Here is a 19,690-nt window from a genome sequence, read left to right as displayed (position 1 = left end):
TCCCGTGATCATCTTGTGATCCGAGTCACTGCAGACTAGGAAGAGGCGCCCCCTTCCTCCTACCTGGAGACGCCTTGCAGCAACGACGCTGGCACCGCGCGACGACGTCGCTCGTCGGTGCGCTGGCCTTCACGGCCGCCCTCTCGGTCACCGCGCCCCCCGCGCTGGCCGACCCGCAGAAGGCCGAGCCGGTCTCGGTCTTCCCCTCCGACACCCTCACCGTCCGCGACCCCGCCCAGCTGACCGGCCGGCGGGTGGACCTGCCGACGGCCGGCTGCGGCGCCGCGATCAGCTGCGGCCTGGTCCAGCAGCTCAACCAGCTCGACGGCTTCGACCTGGACCCGCGGCTGGCGATCCGCTTCAGCCGGCCGGTCGACGTGGCCACCGCCGCCGCAGCGATCACGGTCCAGGAGGAGCGCGGCGGCTGGCGGACCGGCGTCGACCGCGTCGTCTGGGACCCGGCCACCAACACGCTCTACGCCCACCCGGCGCAGCAGCTCGCGCCCGGCACCACCTACCGGGTCAGGGTCCAGGGCGGGCCGACCATCGAGGCCACCCAGGACACCTTCACCACGCTGTCGGCCACCGACGGCCTGCAGGACCTGCAGCGGCAGATCGACAGCGGCAGCGCCTTCCGCGCCGTCGGGATCGACCGCCCGGGCCTGCAGATCCAGGGCGCCTTCCCGACCCGCGGCACGACCGTCACGTGGACCACCGACCGCGGCGCCATCGACCCCGCGCCGACGCCCGTGCCCGTCCCGACGGCGGCCCTCGGGGGCACGATCGTCTTCGGCACGTTCCAGGCGCCGTCCTGGCTCACCCCCGACGTCACCATCCCCCAGACGCCGACGCGGGACGCCGGCCCGCGGCCGGTCGAGGCCGAGCGGCTGCCCTTCGTCGCCGTCCTGCCGCCCGGGCAGGCCCCGGCCGGCGGCTGGCCGGTCGCGGTGTTCGGCCACGGCTTCACCAGCTCGACCAACGCGGTGTTCCTCGCCGCGGTCGCGAACGCCCAGAACGGCATCGCGACCATCGGCACGAACGTGGTCGGCCACGGCTTCGGCCCGGACAGCGCGTGGAACGTGACCAGCGGCGGCACGACGACGGTCATCCCGGCCCACGGGCGCGGGATCGACCAGGACCGTGACGCCGACATCGAGTCCAGCGAGGGGTCCTCGGCCACCGGTGCGGCCGCGGCCCAGTCCTCCCGCGACGCGCTGCGGCAGACCGTCGCGGACAACACGACGCTGATCCGCTCGCTGGGCGGCACCGACGTCGACGGCAACGGGACGCCCGACCTCTCCGGCGAGGGCGTGACCTACTTCGGCCAGAGCTTCGGCGGCATCTACGGCACCATGCTGACCGGCGTCGACCGGGCGGTGACCCGCTCGGTGCTCAACGTGCCCGGCGGCCCGATCAGCGAGATCGCCCGGCTCTCGCCGGCGTTCCGCCCGCTGACCACGGCGTCGCTGCAGGCGGCGGGGCTGCTCAACAGCACCGACCCGACGCGGAACCACTTCCAGGAGCAGATGCCGCTGCGTGGCGAGGGACCGGTCACGGTCACCGTGCCCGGTGCGGTGGAGATCCAGGAGTACCTGGCCCGGTCCACCTGGCTGTCCCGCCCGGGCAGCCCGGAGACCTTCGCCCCGCTGATCGACCCGCAGCGGGTGCTGGTCCAGGTGGCCCACGGCGACCAGACGGTGCCCAACCCGACGTCGTACACGCTCGTCGACGCCGGGCACCTGTGGTCGCGGACCAGCCTCTACCGCAACGACAGGGCCACGCCGCCGCTGCCCAACCCGCACTCGTTCCTGCTGGTGCTGACGCACCCGTCGGCGCTGCAGGGGCAGGCGCAGGTGGCGGCGTTCTTGAGGTCGGGGCAGGTCGTCGACCCGGACGCGGGCGGCGCGGTGTGGGAGGTGCCGATCGGCGACCCGTCCGTGCTGCTCCGGCTGAACTACGCCCAGCCGGCGCTGCGGCCCTGACCGGCCGCTGACCGACGAGGGGCCCGGGACGGCGATCCGTCCCGGGCCCCTCCGCGTGTGCTGCCTCAGACCCTCGTCAGGCCGAGGCCGGGTCGAAGTGGTCGAGGAACTCGGCGACGGGCCGGCCGAACCAGCGGTGCGCGCCCTCGACGGCGACCTGCGGCCAGTCCCACCAGGCGACCCGCAGCAGCCGGGCCGCGACGTCGTCCTCGAAGCGCTTCCGGATGACCCGGGCCGGGACGCCGCCGACGACGGTGTAGGGCGCGACGTCGGCGGTGACCAGCGCGCGGGCGCCGACGACCGCGCCGGTGCCGACGGTGACGTCCCCGAGGAGCGTGGCGCCGTAGCCGATCCAGACGTCGTCGCCGACGACCAGCCGCTCGCCGGTGGCCCCGGGCGGCGCCTGGTCGTAGGGCTCGTCCGGCACGAGGATGCCGATCGGGAAGGTCGACGCCGTCTCGGGGCGGTGCAGGCCCCGCAGGTCCAGCCGGAGATCGGTGCCCTGCTCGTCCTGGAGACGGCCGCCGGGCAGCACGATCCGGACGTCGTCGGCGATCGAGCAGTAGCCGCCCAGCTCCACCAGGTCGTGCGGGGTGAAGGTCTGCACGACGGTCCGGGCGCCGGCGTAGGTCCCCGGACCGGCGACCACGCCGGGCACGCCGCCGAACGGGCGGCGCACGTGCTCGCTCAGGCTCCCGGCGTCGGCGCAGGCGGTCACCGGGATGCCGCCGGCCCGCGCCCGGCGCACCAGGTCCGGGACGGAGTCGGGCTCCTCCGGGCCGCCGGTCGCCGCGTCGCCCCACAGGCGCCGCAGCAGCGCGGCGGGCGCGGCCGCGTGCGGCGCCGGGTCCCCGGGGGCGGCGACGGCGACCCCGCCGTCGCGGGCCGCCGCCTCCGCCAGGACGGTCACCGCCGTCGGGACCGGGCAGCCCTCGGTGCCGGCGGAGAAGACCACCTCGCCCCGGGCCCGGTCGAGGCCGAGCAGGAGCGCCGCGGCCCGGCGGGCGCCGGGCGCGCGCACCACCTCGGCGCCCTCCACGAGCCGGAGGAAGGCCGCCACCTCGTGGCGGCCGGAGCTGTCGACGACCACGGTCTCGACGGTGTGGCCGGCGGACTCCGCGTGCCCCACCGCGGCGACCAGGGCCTCCAGGGACGCCTCGACGGCGGGGACACGGGTGTCGGCGACCAGGACGACGCCGACCAGCACGGGCCGGCGGTAGTCAGCGGCCGGGGCCGTCCCGGGTGCGACACGGCCACCGACGACGGAGGGCGGGGCGCGCGGCCGTGGCCGCACACCCCGCCCTCGTCAGGCGGACTCCCCGCTCAGGCGGCAGCGGCGGCCATGGCGGCCTGCTCGCGGACGAGCCGGCGGCGGACCTTCGGCTCCCCGGTGGTCATCTTCCAGAGCTTGGCCAGCTGCGAGGGCAGGTTCCGGGCGTTGGTGTTCGCCAGCCAGCCGTTCGGCAGCGACAGCCGGATGATCTTGTGCCAGGCCGAGCCGACCTGCTTCGGCAGCGGCGCGGTGTGGTAGTTCAGCCCGTAGCGCTGGAACAGGTCGCGGATCTTCGGGGCGATCTCGGCGTACCGGTTGCTCGGCAGGTCCGGGAACAGGTGGTGCTCGATCTGGTGGGAGAGGTTCCCGGTCAGGATGTGCATCGCCTTGGAGCCGGAGATGTTGGCCGAGCCGAGCATCTGCCGCAGGTACCACTCGCCGCGGGTCTCGCCGTCGATGGACTTCTTCTCGAAGGTCTCGACGCCCTCGGGGAAGTGCCCGCAGAGGATGACCGAGTTCGACCACAGATTCCGCACGATGTTGGCGGTGAAGTTCGCGGCCAGGGTGGCCAGGAAGTTCGGACCCGACAGCAGCGGGTGGATGACGTAGTCCTTGCGCACCTGCCGGCCGATCTTGACCAGCACCTGCTTGGCCCGCCGGCGGAACTCCGGGTCGCCGGTCTGCTTCTTGGCGATGACGGCGCCGAGCTCGAGGTCGTACGCGGCGATCCCGTACTCGAAGAAGCAGGCGTTGATGAAGCTCCACAGCGGCTGGCCGAGGTACATCGGCGTCCAGGGCTGGTCCTCGTCGACGCGCATGATGCCGTAGCCGAGGTCGTTGTCCTTGCCGATGACGTTCGTGTACGTGTGGTGCAGCTCGTTGTGCGAGTGCTTCCACTGCTCGGCCGGGCTGGCCATGTCCCACTCCCACGTCGTGGAGTGGATCTTCGGGTCGCGCATCCAGTCCCACTGCCCGTGGAGGATGTTGTGGCCGATCTCCATGTTCTCGAGGATCTTGGCGATCGACAGGCCGATCGTCCCGGCGATCCACGCGGGCGGGAAGCCGGAGGCCAGCAGCACGGCGCGGCTGCCGAGCTCGATCTTGCGGTGCACGTCGATGACCTTGCGGATGTAGCGCGCGTCGGAGTCGCCGCGGCTGTCCATCACGCCCTGGCGGATCTCGTCGAGCTCCTTGCCGATGAGCTCGATGTCCTCGGGGGTGAGGTGCTCGATGGGGTTGTCGGTCTTCTTCTGCAGAACGGTCATGCGATGCGTCTCCTCGGGGGTCGGGAGGTCAGTGGTCGATGTCGCAGGCGCCGGCGGCGGCGCTGATGCAGGTCTGGACGAGGACGCCGTCGCCGGGGGCGGCGGTGGTCACCTCGCCGGTGCGCAGGTCGCGGACGGCGCCCTCGCGCAGCGGGAGCACACAGCCGTAGCAGATGCCCATGCGGCAGCCGCTGGGCATCAGGACGCCGGCCTCCTCGGCGGCGTCGAGGATCGGGGTGGCGCCGCCGGCCTCGAGCGAGGTGCCCTTCTTCGTGAAGGTGACCGTGCCGCCCTCGCCGGTGACCAGCACCTTCGGGCGGAACCGCTCGGTGTAGAGCCGCTCGGTGAGCCCGGCCGCGGCCCAGTGCTCCTCCAGCGCCTCGAGCATGCCGACCGGGCCGCACGCCCAGGTGTCGCGCTCGGCGAGGTCGGGGACGAGGGCGGCGACGGCCGCGGCGTCGAGCATCCCGGCGGTGTCGGTGTGCTGCTCGACCAGCCGGATCCGCCCGTCGGCGGCCAGCTGCCGCAGCTCCGTCCCGAAGACGACGTCGTCGGGCGTGGGCGCGGAGTGCACCAGGACGACGTCGGTGAGCTCGGGGTGGTTGCGCAGGATGCCCATCACCGGGGTGATGCCGGAGCCGGCGGTGACGAACAGCGCCTTGGCCGGCAGCTGCGCGGGCAGGCAGAAGTCCCCGGTGGCCTGGTCGAGCTGCACGATCGTGCCGGGCCGCGTCCGCCGGACCAGGTGGTTGCTCACCTTGCCACCGGGGATCGCCTTGACGGTCACGGTGAAGCAGCCGTCGGTGCGGCCGAGGTCGGAGGTGATCGAGTAGGCCCGCCACATCCGGACGCCGTCGACGTCGATGCCGATGCGCACGTACTGGCCGGGCCGGTGCGGCTGCCAGTCGGCGCCGGGCCGGATGACCACGGTGGCGGCGTCGCGGGTCTCGGGCACGACCGCCTCGATCCGTCCGCGCAGGTCGGCGCCGGCGCGCAGCGGGTCGATCAGGTCGAGGTAGTCGGCGGGCAGCAGCGGGGTGGTGACGAGTTCGGCGACGCGCAGGACGCGGTCGCGCAGCGCCTTGAGGGCCGGCCGGGCCGGGGAAGGGCGCGGAGCGGTCGCGGTCATGCCCTCACTGTTCCCTGCGGAACGTGCAACTACCTGTGCCCTGGACGTGAACGTTCCGCCGGATACTGTTCGCGGAGGACAAACCGTGTCACGGGGAGGTCACGTGGTCCCCCAGCAGGAGACCTTCGCGCTGCACGTCGCGGCGGCGATGCGCACGGAGCTGCCGTCGGTCGCCGAGCGGACGGTCGCGGCGATCGTCGTCGAGGTGCCCAGCTACGCCGAGGCCTTCCGCGGGCAGATGGGCCGCAAGATCGAGAACGCCGTCCAGCTCGCCCTCGGCGGCTTCCTGGAGCTCGCGACCGGCGGCGCGGACGCCAGCCGGCCGGTGGACCCCGCGATCGAGAGCGCCTACGCGCTCGGGCGCGGGGAGGCACGCACCGGCCGGTCGATGGACGCGCTGCTGTCGGCCTACCGGGTCGGCGCCCGGGTGGCCTGGCGGCACCTCAGCGAGACGGCGGTGGCGGCCGGCATGCCCGCCGCGGCGCTGGCGCGCTTCGCCGAGCTGGTGTTCGCCTACATCGACCAGCTCTCGGCGGCGAGTGCCTCCGGGCACGCCGACCAGCTCGCGGCCAGCGGCCGGGTGCGGCGGCGGCACCTGGAGCGGCTGGCCGAGCTGCTGGTCACCGGCGCGCCCCCGTACGAGCTGATCACCGCGGCCGAGCGGGCGGACTGGACGCCGCCGCGCACGCTCACCGCCGTCCTGCTGTCCGAGGCCGGCGCCCGCGACGCGACGGCGGTGCTCGACGCGCGCACGCTGCAGGCCGGCGAGGACCTGCCCGGCGCCGAGCCCTCGACCGAGCGGGCGGTGCTGCTGGTGCCCGACGCCGAGGGGTTCGCCCGCGCCGCGCTGCTCAAGGTGCTCTCCGGCCGCGACGCCGTCGTCGGGCCGGCGCGGCCGTGGCAGGAGGCGCGCTCGTCGTACTCGCGGGCGCTGCGGGCGCTGCAGGTGGGCCTGTCCCCCGACGGCGACGCGCCCGTGGACACCGAGCAGCGGCTGGCCGACCTGGTCCTGCGCGCCGACGGCGAGGCGCTGGCCGACCTGCGCGCGCAGGTGCTCGCCCCGCTCGACGGGCTGGCTCCCGGCCCGCGGGAGAAGCTGCTGGAGACGCTGCGCTCGTGGCTGCTGCACCACGGCCGGCGCGAGCAGGTGGCCGCGGAGCTGTTCGTCCACCCGCAGACGGTGCGCTACCGCATGGGGCAGCTGCGGGAGCTGTTCGGCACGCACCTCGACGACCCGCAGACCGTCCTCGAGCTGACCCTCGCCCTCGGCTGCCGCTGAGGAGCCTCCCCGCGATCATGGCGTCCTGACCGCGACACGCCGCCCGGCGATGGTCACGGCGCCATGATCGCGGGGAACTGGCACGGTGCGCACCCCGCGCCGACGGCGCGACGCTCGTCGTCCACCTCGACGCCGGCCTGGGCGTGGTCGGCCGGCTGGCCGAGGTCAGCCGACCCGGAGGACGGCGACCAGGAAGTCCGACTCCGCGGTGAACGGGTGCAGGTGCCAGCTCGACAGGAGCAGGTCCGGCGCCAGCCCGGCGGCGCGGGCGTCGCCGAGGAACGCGTCGAAGGCGTAGTCCCGCCCGGCGCCGAAGCCGACCACCGCCCGGCCGCCGTCGGCCAGGTGGGCGCGGAAGCGCCGCAGCACCTCGACCCGCGTGGACGGCGCCAGGAAGGTCACCACGTTGCCGGCGCACACGATCGCGTCGAACCGGTCGGGCAGGTCCAGGGCGGCCAGGTCGCCCACCAGCCAGCGGGCGCCCGGGTGGTCCTCCTGCGCCGCGTCGATCAGCACCGGGTCGACGTCGACCCCGACCACGTCGTGCCCCACCGAGGCGAGGTGGCCGCCGACCCGGCCCGGGCCGCAGCCGGCGTCGAGCACCCGCGACCGCCGCGGCAGCATCGCGTCGACCAGCCGGGCCTCGCCGACGATGTCCATCCCGCCGGCGGCCAGGTCCCTGAACCGCTTGACGTAGGCCGCCGAGTGACCGGGGTCGGCCTCGGTCATCCGCACCCAGAGGTTCTCGCTCACGGCTCCATCGTCGGGGGCCGCCAGTCCGGCGGGTCGCCCGGGTGCAGCGCCGGGTCGTCCGCGGCGAGGGTCCGCACCGGCCCGGGCGGGGTCAGCGGCCCCTCGAAGCGCACCGTCACCCGGCCCAGCCCGCGGCCCCACACCCAGCCCGGGCCCAGCTCGTCGTGCACGACGTCCTGCCCCGGCCACCACCGCCGGTCGGCCGGGCCCGCGGTCCGGGCGGCCTGCGCGAGGACGGCGGTGGCCTCCGACTCGTCGGGCGCCTCGGCGTCGTCGTCGGCGAACAGGTCGCCCTGCGCGTACTGCGACAGCCCCGAGACGCCGACGCCGAGCAGCCGCAGGCCCCCGCCGGTGCCGGCCTCGACGAGCAGCCGCCGGGCGATCGCGGCCACCTGGCGGGCGTCATCGGTGGGCTGCGGCAGCGTCTGCGAGCGGGTGAGCGTGGTGAAGTCGTAGCGGCGCAGCTTGAGCGTCACCGTCCGCCCCGACAGCGCCGAGGACCGCAGCCGCGCGCCCACCCGGGTGGCCATCGAGTCGATGAGCCGGTTGAGCTCGGCGAGGTCGGTGAGGTCCCGCTCGAAGGTCTCCTCGTGCGACACCGACTTGGCCTCGCGCTCGGCCACCACCGGCCGGTCGTCCTCGGCCCGCGCCAGCTGGTACAGCCCGCTGCCGTGCGCCTTCCCGGCCAGCGCGACGAGGTCGGGCAGCGACTTGGCGGCCAGCTGCGCCACCGTCGCGACGCCGACCTGCCGCAGCCGCTCCGCCGTCGCCGGGCCCACGCCGCCGAGCCGGGTCACCGGCAGCGGGTGCAGCACGTCCAGCTCCGTGCCGGGCGCGACGACGACGAGGCCGTCGGGCTTGTCCAGGTCGGAACCGATCTTGGCCATGAGCTTGGAGCTGCCGATGCCCACCGAGCCGGTCACCCCGCCGGTGGCCCCGGCGATGCGCGCCTTGAGCCCGCGGGCCAGCGCGGTGACGCCCTCGACGGACAGGTCGTGCCCGGGACCGGCGGCGAGGTCGACGTAGGCCTCGTCGATCGACACCGGCTCGACCAGCGGCGACAGCTCCCGCAGCAGCTCCATGACGACGTCGGAGGTCCGCCGGTAGGCGCCGAACCGGCCGCCGAGGAACGCCGTCCCGGGCGGGCAGCGGCGCCGCGCCTCCGCCGTCGACATGGCCGAGCGGGCCCCGTACGCGCGCGCCTCGTAGGACGCCGTCGCGACGACGCCGCGCCCGCCGGTGCCGCCGACGACCACCGGCCGGCCCCGCAGCGAGGGCTTGTCGCGCTGCTCGACGGCGGCGAAGAACGCGTCCAGGTCCAGGTGCAGGACGCTCGCCTCCCGCCGCACGCCCCCCATGGTCCTACGCCGGGACGACAGGCCCTGGACGCCGGTCCGTTGCCGCCGGATGCTGGCCGGCAGGCACCCGGCAGGAGGCCGCCGATGACCGCTCACGGGACCCCGGCGACGACGCGGGCACGAGCCGGTGGACCGCGGCACGGGGCGCTGGTCGCCTACCGGCTGGCGCTGGCCCTGCTGCTGCTCGCCGTCGTCGTGCAGTTCTTCCTCGCCGGGATCGGCGCCTTCGGCGGGGGCTTCGACGCCCACGAGACCAACGGCTTCACCGTCGTCCCCGCGCTGTCGGCCGTGGTCCTCGTCCTGGCACTGGTGGCGCGCGCCGGCACCCGGGACGTCGTCCTCGCCCTGGTGCTCGCCCTGCTGACCTTCGTCGGGCAGAGCCTGCTGCGGGCCCTGGCCGACGAGGGGACCGTCTGGGGCGGCCTGCACGCGGTGGGCGGCCTGGCCGTCCTCGGGATCGCCGGCTTCCTGCACGCGTCGGCGGTCCGCCGGCTGCACGCCGAACCGGGGGCGTAGCGCCGGCTCAGGCCAGCGCCAGCACCAGGCAGACGACGGCCAGCGCGAGGGCGACCGGCGTCATGACCAGCCGCTCGGGCCGGCTGCGGGAGATCGCGTTGAGGACCACGCCCAGCGCGAAGTACCCGGTCAGGACCCACATGCCGACCTCGACGAGCCCGCCGGGCAGCAGGTCGACGGCCCCGGCCGCCTGCAGCACCAGCAGCGCCACCACGGCGTAGACCCCGATCGACAGCACGCTGCCCACCCGCAGGCGGGGCGGCAGGACGACGTGCTGCCCGCCCCACGCGAACCGGCCCAGCGGCGCGCCGCCGGCCAGCGCGAGCTGGAGGACGGCGAGGGCGGCGAGCAGGGCGGTTCCGACGGCGGCGACCGGGATCACGGAGCCGGACGGTAGCGCCGCGCGGCGTCGGTCAGGCGTCCGTGAGCGCGGCCGGCGGCAGCCAGTCGGCGTCGAGCAGCTCGGCGATCTCCTGCAGGGCCGAGGTGTCCGCACCCGCCGTCGACCCGCTGACCGCCAGCCGCCCGACCATCACCCGGGCCACCTGCTCCTCGACCGTCCCCTCGGCGTAGGCCACCCGCCACGGCGAGACCTGCCCGTCGCGGTGGGTGCGGCCGGTGACCTGGCGGGCCTGGATGCCGGAGAAGCGCGGCTGGTGGAACAGCCCCACCCGCGGCGCCGGCGAGGCGGTCGTGCCGCCGGGCAGCAGCTCACCGGCGTGCAGGCTGATCGAGGCGGTCACGGTGAACACGCACACCGGCGCCTCGCCGGCCTGGAAGCGCAGCCGCTCGGCCTCGACGTCGAACCGGTCGCGCCCGTAGATCGAGGCGACGGCGATGCCGGAGTCCAGCAGCGCCTCGCGGATCGGGTCGGCCGCGGTCTCCACGAACTCCACCGACACCGCGACCTGCCGCTCGGCCTCCACCTGGGCGCGCACCCAGTCGACGGTCGCCTGCGCGCGGATCAGGCCGGCCTTCTGCCGGAACCGCAGCAGCGCGGCGCGGCCGCGGGCGCTCTGCCGGGACTTCCGGGCCAGCTGCATCTCCGCGCGGAACTCCTGCCACTCCGACTCGTAGGCGGCCCGCTCGGCGGGGGTCAGGGCCACCGGCGTCCCGGTCACCGACACCGGGCCCCACGGCGCCGGACGGTGCAGGGTCGCCGGCGGGTCGTCCGGACCGTCCCCGCCGGCCAGCCAGCCCTGCAGGCGGGCGAGGTCGGCGCGGCGGGCGTCGGGGTCCTCGGTCCACGCCCAGCCGTAGCGGCCGCGTTCCACGTGGAACCCGTGCCCGGCGAGCTTCGCGGGGAGGTCGGCCCAGGCGCGCAGCGGCTCGTCGTGCACCTGGGCGAACTGCGGCGCCAGGTAGGGCAGCTCCATCGGCGTGTGCGCGGGGGTGGCGGTGGCCGCGATGACGAAGGGGACGTCCTTCGTGCGGGCGCCCCCGGAGACCGCCTTCCAGTGCTTCCAGCGCTGCGTCGTCGTGTGCCGGACCATGTGCGCCTCGTCGGCGACGACGACGTCGAACGGCAGCTTCGCGACCTTCGCCAGCCGGTCCCAGGTGGTGACGCACCAGCGCAGCCCGCCGTCGCCGAAGCCGGCGATCGAGCGGGTCCAGTGCGGGATCGTGATGGCGGCCGGGCGGTCGGCGACGACGAGCACCCGCTCGCCGCCGCGCAGCTCGCAGATCTCGCGGGCGGCCATCACCGCGGTGCCGGTCTTGCCGACGCCGGGGTCGTCGCCGAGCAGGAACACCCGGTGCCCGGCCGCGGCCGAGGCGACGACGGCCTCCGCGCCGGTGCACTGCTCCTCGCGCGGCACCAGCTGCCGGGCCTCGGGCAGCGGCCGCGGCGTCTCGTTGAGCTCGTCCTCGAGGAACCGCTCGAACGTGTACGGCGGCGGGTCGTAGGGCGCCAGCGCCGGCGGCAGCCGCGCGCCGACCCACACGTGCGCCTGCAGCCCGGCGTGCCAGACGGCGCCCGGGGCCGGGGCGCGGAACGGGACGGCGAGCACCCACACCCGCTCGCCGGGGCCGGCGGTGGGCAGGTCGGGCACCGGCGGCCGGCGGGCCGCCGTCCGCCGCTTCGTGGTCCGGCGCTTGGTGGTCGTGGCGGCGCGACGCCGTCCGGGCATGCTGGGACCTCCCCCGTCGTCCCCGGCACGGTAGGTCGCCGTCGCCCGCGGATCTGGTGGAATCGCCGGGTGACCGCCGATGCGCCCTCCGACGAGCGGCTGGCGGCGCGCACCGTCGGCGAGGCCGGGCCGCGGGTGGTGTTCGTCCACGGGCTGTTCGGCCAGGGCAAGAACTGGACGACGGCGGCGAAGGGGCTGGCCGACCGCCACCGGGTGACGCTGCTCGACCTGCCCAACCACGGGCACTCGCCGTGGACCGACCGGGTCGACTACGTGGACATGGCCGGGCTGGTGGCCGCGGAGCTGGAGTCCTCCGGCGAGCCGGCGACGCTGGTCGGGCACTCGATGGGCGGCAAGGTGGCGATGCAGCTGGCGCTGCGCCGGCCGGAGCTGCTGCGCGCGCTCGTCGTCGTCGACATCGCCCCGGTCGAGTACCCGCTCACCGGCGGCCGCACCGACGACCCCGACGAGGAGGCCTCGCCGTTCGGCGCCTACATCGCCGCGATGCGGGCGGTGGACCTCGGCGCGCTGCGCACCCGCGAGGACGCCGACCGGGCGCTGCGCGAGGCGGTGCCCAGCACGATGGTGCGGTCGTTCCTGCTGCAGAGCCTGGTCCGCGAGGGCGTGGGCTCGGGCCGCTGGCGGTGGCGGCTGAACCTGGAGACCCTCGAGCGCGACCTCGGCGAGCTGCGCGGCTTCCCCGACCCGCCGCCCGGCGCCACCTTCGACGGCCCGGTGCTCTGGGTCGCCGGCGCGAACAGCCACTACGTGCTGCCCGAGGACCGCGCGCGGATGGACGAGCTGTTCCCCTCGACCCGGCTGGTCAAGGTGAAGAACGCCGGCCACTGGGTGCACTCGGAGCAGCCCGAGGTCTTCCTCGAGACGCTGCGCCGCTTCCTGGACGCCGTCGAGGGCTGAGGACGTTCCCGCGGGGGACGTCGCGCGGGGCCCGTCGCCGCCGCGGAGCGAGCACCTCCGCGGACGTGTGCACGGGCTGCCCGCCGTCTGACCCGTCAGGGGTGGCGGAGCTGGGCCCGTGGCCCGCGGCTCCGTAGCCTGCCCTCCGCACCCGCGCCGGGACGACGGACGCCCGTCCGCTCCCGCGGGGATCGGGACGGGGAGGACGGACATGACGCAGTGGGAGGCGCCCGGGTACGGCACCGGGCAGCAGGGGTGGCCGCAGTACGGGCCGTCCCCCGGCTCGCCCGCGGGTGGCCCGCCGCACGGCCCGTACGGTCCGCCGCCCGGACCGTACGGCCACGGGTACCCGCCCTTCGGCTACCCCGTCCCACGCCGCACCAACGGTCTGGCCATCGCGTCGATGGTGCTGGGCATCCTCTGGCTCTACTGGATCGGCAGCGTCCTGGCCCTCGTCTTCGGCTACGTCGCGCGCGGCCAGATCCGCGAGCGCGGCGAGGGCGGGGACGGCATGGCGATCGCCGGCATCGTGCTGGGCTGGGTGGGGATCGGCTTCATCGCGGTCGGACTCCTCGTGGGCGTCGCGGCGAACGCCTGAGTCCCCGTCGCGCCGAGGTCGTGCACCGCGACCCCCGGCACTGCCGGGGATCGCTGCCACGCTGAGCGTGTGAGCAGCCCGCCGGCCGTGCCGTGTCGATGACCGAGGACGACGTCCGCGCGCTGGCGCTGGCGCTGCCGGAGGTCACCGAGGCCGACCACCACGGCCGCCCGTCCTTCCGGCTGGGGACCGCCGTGCTCGCGACGCTGTGGGCACCGGGCATCCTCAACGTCATGGTCGGGGAGTCGGAGGCGCGCGCGGCCGAGGGCGGCGCGGTGTCGCTGCTGTGGTGGGGCGAGCGGCTCTCCGGCGTGCGGGTCGACCTCGCCGCGGCCGACCCGGCCGTCGTCGCCGGTCTGCTGGACGAGGCCTGGGCCCGCCGGGCCCCCGCCCGGCTGCGGAGGCAGCACCCGTGACGTATCCCCGGCCGGTCCCGCTCATCGGCGACGCCACGTCCGCCGCCGAGCGGGCCGGCGACCCCGCCGGCTGGGCCATGCCCGACGACGCCGGCGGGTTCTACGCCGTCGTCGCCGCCCGCCGCGACGTCCGCCGGTACCGCCCCGACCCGGTGCCCGACGACGTCCTGCGCCGGGTGCTGGCCGCCGGGCACTCCGCCCCGTCGGTGGGGCACAGCCAGCCGTGGCGGTTCGTCGTCGTCCGCGACCCGGCCGTCCGGGACCGCGCCGCCGTCCTCACCGACCGCGAGCGGCTGCGCCAGGCCGCGCAGATGGAGCCCGACGCCGCCCGCCGGCTGCTCGACCTGCAGCTCGAGGGCGTGCGCGAGGCGCCGCTGGGGATCGTCGTCTGCTGCGACCGGCGCACCCCCGCGGCCGGCGTCCTGGGCCGCGCGACCTTCCCCGACGCCGACCTGTGGAGCTGCGCGGCCGCCATCCAGAACCTGTGGCTGGCCGCCCGCGCCGAGGGCCTGGGCATGGGCTGGGTGACGCTGTTCCGTCCCGAGGAGCTGGCCGGGCTGGTCGGCCTGCCCGACGGCGTGGCCACCCTCGGCTGGCTGTGCCTGGGCTGGCCCGACGAGCGCCCGCCCGCGCCCGGGCTGGAGCGCGCCGGCTGGTCGCGGCGGCTGCCGCTGGACGCCGTCGTCCTGGAGGACCGCTGGCCCGCCGACGACGGCGGCCCACCCGCTCCCCCGTCGCACCTGCGCGCGCCCGGCCGCGAGGACGTCGTCGGCGCCCGCGACGAGGCCGACCGCCTGCTCACTCCCCCGGGCTCGCTCGGCGTGCTCGACCGCGCGGTGGACCGCGTGGTGGCCCTCGGCCGCGGCGACGTCACCGGCGGCGCGCTCGTGCTCGCCGCCGCCGACCACCCGGTCGCCGCGCTCGGCGTCTCGGCCTACGGCGGGCACGTCACCCGCGACGTCGTCCGCGCCGCGCTGGCCGGCACCTCGGTCGGCGCCACCGCCGCGGCCGCGGCCGGGCTGACGACGGTCGTCGTCGACGCCGGGGTGGACGGCGACCCGCTGCCCGGCGCGGTGGACGCCCGCCCCGCCGGCCCGCGCGGCGACCTGGCCGCGGCCCCCGCCCTGACCGCCGCCGACGTCGAGCGGCTGCTGGCCGCCGGGCGGGAGCTGGGCGCCCGCGACGGCCTGCTCGCGCTCGGCGAGGTGGGCGTGGGCAACACGACCGTCGCCGCCGCGCTGGCCGCCGGGCTGCTCGGCGCCGACCCCGCCGAGGTCACCGGGCTGGGGTCCGGCGCCGACAGCGAGGTGCTCGGGCGCAAGCGCGCCGTGGTGGCCGCCGCGCTGGCCCGGGCGGGGAGCGGTCCGGACCCCGCGCGGGCGCTGGCCGAGCTCGGCGGGCCGGAGCTCACCGTGCTGGCCGGGGCGGTCCTCGGCGCCGCGGCCGCGCGCACCCCCGTCGTCCTGGACGGGTTCGCCGTCTCGGTGGCCGCGCTGGCCGCCGTGCTGCTCGAGCCCGGCGCGCAGGCCTGCCTGGTCGCCGGGCAGCGCAGCCGCGAGCGCGGGCACGAGCTGGTGCTGCACGCCCTCGGCCTGGAGCCGCTGCTGGACCTGCGGCTGCGCGCCGGGGAGGGCGCCGGGGCCGCGCTGGCCGCCGGCCTGCTGCTCGACGGCCTCCGGGTGCGCCGGGCGACCGCCCGGGTGGGGTGACGCCGGGTCGCCAGCCGGGCCCCGGTCGGGCCAGGATCGGCGCGTGACCGATCCCCGCGCCGGCCAGCCGGCCGCCCCGTCCGACCTGGTCGACGTCGCCTCGCTTGTGACCGCCTACTACACGCTGGTGCCCGACCCGGCCGAGCCGGAGCAGCGGGTGTCGTTCGGGACCTCGGGGCACCGCGGGTCGGCGTTCGACACCGCGTTCAACGAGGCGCACATCCTGGCCACCACCCAGGCGATCTGCGAGTACCGGGCGGCGCAGGGGTACGACGGGCCGCTGTTCCTCGGCCGCGACACCCACGCGCTGTCCGAGCCGGCGTGGGCCAGCGCGCTCGAGGTGCTCGTCGCCAACGACGTGACCGTGCTCGTCGACGCCGCCGGCCGGTACACGCCCACGCCGGCGGTGAGCCACGCGATCCTCGCCGCCAACCGGGGGAAGACCGGCGGTCTCGCCGACGGCATCGTCGTCACGCCGTCGCACAACCCGCCCCGCGACGGCGGCTTCAAGTACAACCCGCCGTCGGGCGGCCCGGCCGACACCGACGCCACGAAGGTCATCGCCGACCGCGCCAACGAGCTGCTCGCCGCGGGGCTCGACGGTGTGCGGCGGGTGCCGTTCGCCCGGGCGCACGCGGCGGCGCAGCGCTACGACTACGTCGCCACCTACGTCGACGACCTGCCGGCGGTGCTCGACCTCGACGCGGTCCGCTCGGCCGGGGTGCGGATCGGCGCCGACCCGCTCGGCGGGGCGTCGGTGGACTACTGGGCGGCGATCGCCGAGCGGCACCGGCTCGACCTCACCGTCGTCAACCCGCTGGTCGACCCCACGTGGCGGTTCATGACGCTCGACTGGGACGGCAAGATCCGGATGGACTGCTCGTCGCCGTCGGCGATGGCCTCGCTCATCGGCAAGCGCGCCGACTACGCGATCGCCACCGGCAACGACGCCGACGCCGACCGGCACGGGATCGTCACCCCCGACGCGGGGCTGATGAACCCCAACCACTTCCTCGCCGTGGCGATCTCCTACCTGTTCGCGCACCGCCCGGAGTGGGGCGAGGACGTCGCCGTCGGCAAGACGCTGGTGTCGTCGTCGCTGATCGACCGCGTCGTCGCCGGGCTGGGGCGGCGGCTGGTCGAGGTGCCGGTCGGGTTCAAGTGGTTCGTGCCGGGACTGCTCGACGGGTCGGTCGGCTTCGGCGGCGAGGAGTCCGCGGGGGCGTCGTTCCTGCGCCGCGACGGCGGGGTGTGGACGACGGACAAGGACGGCATCCTGCTCGCGCTGCTGGCCGGCGAGATCCAGGCGGTGACCGGCAGCTCGCCGTCGCAGCTGCACGCGGAGCTGACCGGGCGGTACGGCGCGTCGGCCTACGCGCGGGTGGACGCCCCGGCGAACCGCGAGCAGAAGGCGGCGCTGGGCAAGCTGTCGCCGGAGGACGTCACCGCCACGGAGCTGGCCGGCGAGCCGATCACCGCCAAGCTCACCCGCGCGCCCGGCAACGACGCCGCGATCGGCGGGCTGAAGGTGGTCACGGAGAACGCCTGGTTCGCCGCCCGCCCGTCGGGGACCGAGGACGTCTACAAGGTCTACGCGGAGTCCTTCCGCGGCCCCGACCACCTCGCGCAGGTGCAGGAGGAGGCGCGCGCCGTCGTCGGCGCCGCCCTCGGCGTCTGACCGGAGCGGGTGGCAGAAATGGCCACTTCTGCCGCCCGGGTCAGGCGGCCAGCGCCGCCCGGACACGCCGGAGGACGGCGTCCAGGACGCGGAGGTCGGCCGCGCTGAGGCGGATGACCCGCCAGCCGGCCGCGGTCAGCCGCGCATGGCGCTCGTCGTCGCGGACGATCTGGACGCCGTCGAAGTGGTGCTCGCCCTCGTACTCGATCGCGAGCCGCGCCTCGGGGAAGGCGAGGTCGACCCGGGCGACGAAGCGGCCGGCGTGCCGGACCTCGAACTGCGGTTCGGGCGCGAGGCCGGCCGTCACGAGCGCCACCCGCACCCGGGACTCCGGACCCGACTCGGCCCGCGGGTCGACCAGGGACACCGCCCGGCGCACCCTGGTCACGCCCCACCGTCCCGAGCCCGCGCGCACGCCGGCCGACAGGTCCGCGCGGGAGACGGAGCCCGCCCTGACCAGAGCGTCCAGGGCGGCGACCGCGGTCCCCAGGGGCTCGAGCGCGGCGACGTCCCAGGACGTGCGCAGCGCGGTGCTGAGCGGGATGCCGTCACGCACCTCGACCTCGTCGGGGCCGACCGCCGTCCGGTGCACCCGCACCCCACGAGGGCCCTTCCACTCGACGTCGGCGGGCCGCAGGACGGTGACGGGGTCGTTCGGCCCGGGCCACGGAGCGCCGTGCCAGCCCGCTGCCGAGCTGCCGCCGATGACCGCGCCAGGAGGCAGCAGGAGGGCCACCGCCTCACAGCGCAGCCGGTGGTCGAACGGCAGCGCGGGATCGGCGTAGACGCCCTGGACGACGCGGCGGAACGACCGCAGCTGCCGCGGCGTCAGGTCGCCGCTGGACACGGCGTGGCTGCCGACGAAGACGCCGGTGACGAAGCGGGCGGCGCTGGGCACCGGGAGAGGGTGGACCGACCGGCCCACCCCTCGCTGCCGTCGTCCACAGGTGCGGCAGAAATGGCCATTTCTGCCGCTCTCGGGTGTGGACACGGGGCCGGGAACGGAGGGCGCGGGTGCGGCGGCCGCAGACTGGGCGCATGACCGGTCAGCCGTACGAGCAGGAGTGGGACGTCGTCCCGCCCGGGTCCGTCCCCCCGCCCCCGCCGCCCGCGTACGGCAACCAGCCCACGTTCGGCGCCCAGCCGCTCTACGGCGCCCCCTCCCCCTACGGCGCACCGCCCCCGTACGGCGCCGTGCCGCCCTACGGGCAGGTCCCGCCCTCCCTGCCGCCGGCCCCGTACGGCCCCGGCTGGGCGGCGGTGCCGCTCGCGCCTCCGGCGTGGCCGCACGGCCCCGGGCGGCCGGGGACGGCGACCACCGCGGCCGTGCTCGGCTTCGTCACCGGCGGCCTGACCGCGCTGGTGTCGCTGGCCCTCCTCGTCGCGGTGCTCACCGGCGCCGAGGACGACCCGATCACCGTCACGCTGCTGCTCGGGCTCCCCTGCGCGGCCGGGCTGGTCACCGGGGCGGCGCGGCTGCTGGGCCGGCACTCCCCCACGGTCCTGTTCGCCTCCGCGCTCGCCTCGGTCGCCGTCCTGTTCCTCGCCCTCGTCGTGGGGGCCGCGTCGCAGCACGCCGACGACATCGCCGGCTTCACCGTCTTCCTCGTGCTCGCGCTGCCGCTGCCGGTGCTGACCGCGGTGTTCGCCCGGCTGCCCGGCACGGTGGGCTGGGCCGGCTCGCGCGCCTGAGGGAGCCGCGCCCAGGAGGAGCGGCGCCCGAGGGAGCTCAGCGGCGGCGGGCCTTGTCGGCGTACATCGCCGCGTCGGCCTCCCGGACCACCGCCTCCTGCGCCTCCTCCGGGTCCACGCCGCCGTCGACGGAGCCGATGCCGATGCTCAGGCCCACCCGCACGGTGGTCGAGCCGATGGTCAGCGAGCCGGGGAAGTCCTCCCGCAGCCGCGCGGCCAGCACCTCGGCGTCGGCCCGCTCGGTGTTCTCGCAGACGACGGCGAACTCGTCGCCGCCCAGGCGGGCCGCGGTGTCGCTGGCCCGCAGCACCGAGGCGAGGTGCCCGGCCACGGCCACGAGGACGGCGTCACCGACGGGGTGACCGAACTGGTCGTTGACCGCCTTGAACCCGTCGAGGTCGAGCACGAGCACGCAGGTCGGCGTGTGCTCGCGGTGGCCGCGCTCGAGCGCGTGCCGCAGCCGGTCGCGGAACAGCAGTCGGTTGGGCAGCCCGGTGAGCGGGTCGTGCGCCGACAGGTGCAGCAGCCGCGCCTCCATCGCCTTGCGCTCGGTGACGTCCTCGACCACCAGGACCAGGTGCGGTGCGCTGACGCCCGGGGTGCCGTCGACCCAGGACGACGTCACCTGGACCGGCACGACCTCCCCGTCGGACCGCACCATCCGGCACTCGTGCCGGGCCCGGCCGCGGCTCTCCTGCAGGCCGGCGCAGACGGTGACCGCCCCGGCCACGTCCTCGGGATGGGTGACGGCGAACAGCGTCGTGCCGCGCAGCGTCTCGGGGTCGCGGCCGAGCAGCTCGCCGAGCGCGGCGTTCGCCTCGATCAGCACACCCTCCGGGGTGCTCAGTGCCACGCCCATCGGCGAGTTCGTGAACGCGCTGCCCAGGTCGGGGGGCGGCAGGGTGCCCGTGGCACCACCCAGGTCCACGGCGCCTCCCTCCCGCACCTCGGCTCGGTGTACCGACCCCAGTCATTACCTCCTGCGTTCCACGTGG

18 protein-coding genes are annotated in these 19,690 nt (G+C 76.1%); 9 read left to right on the top strand and 9 right to left on the bottom strand.

The window, feature by feature from the left end; all coding sequences use genetic code 11:
* Positions 1–74 precede the first annotated feature (74 nt).
* A complete protein-coding gene (locus ACI79L_RS12950) occupies positions 75–1,982 on the top strand; it encodes an Ig-like domain-containing protein (protein WP_456937183.1) in 1,908 nt (635 codons plus the stop codon).
* Between the two features lie 76 nt (positions 1,983–2,058).
* Here the strand turns inward: ACI79L_RS12950 and ACI79L_RS12945 are convergent, their stop codons facing one another.
* The 3 genes from ACI79L_RS12945 to ACI79L_RS12935 form a co-directional block, all read right to left on the bottom strand.
* A complete protein-coding gene (locus ACI79L_RS12945) occupies positions 2,059–3,189 on the bottom strand; it encodes a CatB-related O-acetyltransferase (RefSeq protein WP_456937182.1) in 1,131 nt (376 codons plus the stop codon).
* A 116-nt stretch (positions 3,190–3,305) separates the two neighbouring features.
* Positions 3,306–4,520, bottom strand: coding sequence for a fatty acid desaturase family protein (locus ACI79L_RS12940; RefSeq protein ID WP_456937181.1), 1,215 nt, complete (start codon positions 4,518–4,520; stop codon positions 3,306–3,308).
* A gap of 28 nt (positions 4,521–4,548) precedes the next feature.
* Positions 4,549–5,649 carry a ferredoxin reductase gene (locus tag ACI79L_RS12935; protein ID WP_456937180.1) on the bottom strand — a complete coding sequence of 367 codons (1,101 nt, stop codon included), beginning with the start codon at positions 5,647–5,649 and terminating at the stop codon, positions 4,549–4,551.
* Positions 5,650–5,752: 103 nt separating this feature from the next.
* Between ACI79L_RS12935 and ACI79L_RS12930 the strand changes: the two genes are divergently transcribed.
* Entirely contained in the window at positions 5,753–6,928 is a 1,176-nt protein-coding gene (locus tag ACI79L_RS12930; RefSeq protein WP_456937179.1) for a PucR family transcriptional regulator, read from the top strand.
* Positions 6,929–7,093: 165 nt separating this feature from the next.
* Here ACI79L_RS12930 and ACI79L_RS12925 read toward each other — a convergent pair whose 3' ends face one another.
* A complete protein-coding gene (locus ACI79L_RS12925; protein ID WP_456937178.1) occupies positions 7,094–7,681 on the bottom strand; it encodes a class I SAM-dependent methyltransferase in 588 nt (195 codons plus the stop codon).
* A complete protein-coding gene (locus ACI79L_RS12920; protein WP_456937177.1) occupies positions 7,678–9,030 on the bottom strand; it encodes a DNA polymerase IV in 1,353 nt (450 codons plus the stop codon). Before ACI79L_RS12920 ends, ACI79L_RS12925 begins: the two co-directional genes overlap by 4 nt.
* A gap of 93 nt (positions 9,031–9,123) precedes the next feature.
* On the opposite strand from ACI79L_RS12920, the gene ACI79L_RS12915 reads away from it, so the two are divergent.
* Positions 9,124–9,555, top strand: a complete 432-nt coding sequence (locus ACI79L_RS12915; protein WP_456937176.1) for a hypothetical protein — start codon at positions 9,124–9,126, stop codon at positions 9,553–9,555.
* A gap of 7 nt (positions 9,556–9,562) precedes the next feature.
* On the opposite strand, the gene ACI79L_RS12910 is transcribed toward ACI79L_RS12915, so the two are convergent.
* The gene (locus tag ACI79L_RS12910; RefSeq protein ID WP_456937175.1) at positions 9,563–9,937 is read right to left on the bottom strand and encodes a hypothetical protein; all 375 of its coding nucleotides are present in this window, start codon (positions 9,935–9,937) and stop codon (positions 9,563–9,565) included.
* Between the two features lie 31 nt (positions 9,938–9,968).
* On the bottom strand, positions 9,969–11,684 hold the full coding sequence (locus ACI79L_RS12905) for a helicase (RefSeq protein ID WP_456937174.1): 1,716 nt from the start codon (positions 11,682–11,684) through the stop codon (positions 9,969–9,971).
* A 69-nt stretch (positions 11,685–11,753) separates the two neighbouring features.
* Between ACI79L_RS12905 and ACI79L_RS12900 the strand changes: the two genes are divergently transcribed.
* From ACI79L_RS12900 to pgm, 5 genes are all read left to right on the top strand, one after another.
* On the top strand, positions 11,754–12,602 hold the full coding sequence (locus ACI79L_RS12900; protein WP_456937173.1) for an alpha/beta fold hydrolase: 849 nt from the start codon (positions 11,754–11,756) through the stop codon (positions 12,600–12,602).
* Between the two features lie 211 nt (positions 12,603–12,813).
* Entirely contained in the window at positions 12,814–13,200 is a 387-nt protein-coding gene (locus ACI79L_RS12895; protein ID WP_456937172.1) for a DUF4190 domain-containing protein, read from the top strand.
* Positions 13,201–13,298: 98 nt separating this feature from the next.
* Positions 13,299–13,616, top strand: coding sequence for a hypothetical protein (locus ACI79L_RS12890; RefSeq protein ID WP_456937171.1), 318 nt, complete (start codon positions 13,299–13,301; stop codon positions 13,614–13,616).
* Complete coding sequence (gene bluB / locus ACI79L_RS12885) at positions 13,613–15,325, top strand: 5,6-dimethylbenzimidazole synthase (RefSeq protein ID WP_456937170.1); 1,713 nt, start codon at positions 13,613–13,615, stop codon at positions 15,323–15,325. Before ACI79L_RS12890 ends, bluB begins: the two co-directional genes overlap by 4 nt.
* 43 nt (positions 15,326–15,368) lie before the next feature.
* On the top strand, positions 15,369–17,003 hold the full coding sequence (pgm, locus tag ACI79L_RS12880) for a phosphoglucomutase (alpha-D-glucose-1,6-bisphosphate-dependent) (protein ID WP_456937169.1): 1,635 nt from the start codon (positions 15,369–15,371) through the stop codon (positions 17,001–17,003).
* A 40-nt stretch (positions 17,004–17,043) separates the two neighbouring features.
* Here the strand turns inward: pgm and ACI79L_RS12875 are convergent, their stop codons facing one another.
* The gene (locus ACI79L_RS12875) at positions 17,044–17,901 is read right to left on the bottom strand and encodes a DUF559 domain-containing protein (protein ID WP_456937168.1); all 858 of its coding nucleotides are present in this window, start codon (positions 17,899–17,901) and stop codon (positions 17,044–17,046) included.
* A 140-nt stretch (positions 17,902–18,041) separates the two neighbouring features.
* On the opposite strand from ACI79L_RS12875, the gene ACI79L_RS12870 reads away from it, so the two are divergent.
* Complete coding sequence (locus tag ACI79L_RS12870; protein WP_456937167.1) at positions 18,042–18,695, top strand: hypothetical protein; 654 nt, start codon at positions 18,042–18,044, stop codon at positions 18,693–18,695.
* A gap of 37 nt (positions 18,696–18,732) precedes the next feature.
* Here ACI79L_RS12870 and ACI79L_RS12865 read toward each other — a convergent pair whose 3' ends face one another.
* Positions 18,733–19,623, bottom strand: a complete 891-nt coding sequence (locus ACI79L_RS12865; protein WP_456937166.1) for a diguanylate cyclase domain-containing protein — start codon at positions 19,621–19,623, stop codon at positions 18,733–18,735.
* Positions 19,624–19,690 lie beyond the last annotated feature (67 nt).

The sequence above is a fragment of the Geodermatophilus sp. SYSU D00684 genome, from assembly GCF_054050455.1.
Note: the sequence above shows the minus strand (reverse complement) of the source record. Positions and strands in the feature narration are given on the sequence as shown.

What these genes read in the sequence shown, in the direction of transcription:
- ACI79L_RS12915 (WP_456937176.1), top strand. Translation starts at nt 9,124, where the DNA reads ATGACCGCTCACGGGACCCCGGCGACGACGCGGGCACGAGCCGGTGGA.
- ACI79L_RS12905 (WP_456937174.1), bottom strand. Translation starts at nt 11,684, where the DNA reads ATGCCCGGACGGCGTCGCGCCGCCACGACCACCAAGCGCCGGACCACG.
- ACI79L_RS12870 (WP_456937167.1), top strand. Translation starts at nt 18,042, where the DNA reads ATGACCGGTCAGCCGTACGAGCAGGAGTGGGACGTCGTCCCGCCCGGG.
- ACI79L_RS12890 (WP_456937171.1), top strand. Translation starts at nt 13,299, where the DNA reads ATGACCGAGGACGACGTCCGCGCGCTGGCGCTGGCGCTGCCGGAGGTC.
- ACI79L_RS12940 (WP_456937181.1), bottom strand. Translation starts at nt 4,520, where the DNA reads ATGACCGTTCTGCAGAAGAAGACCGACAACCCCATCGAGCACCTCACC.
- ACI79L_RS12935 (WP_456937180.1), bottom strand. Translation starts at nt 5,649, where the DNA reads ATGACCGCGACCGCTCCGCGCCCTTCCCCGGCCCGGCCGGCCCTCAAG.
- ACI79L_RS12895 (WP_456937172.1), top strand. Translation starts at nt 12,814, where the DNA reads ATGACGCAGTGGGAGGCGCCCGGGTACGGCACCGGGCAGCAGGGGTGG.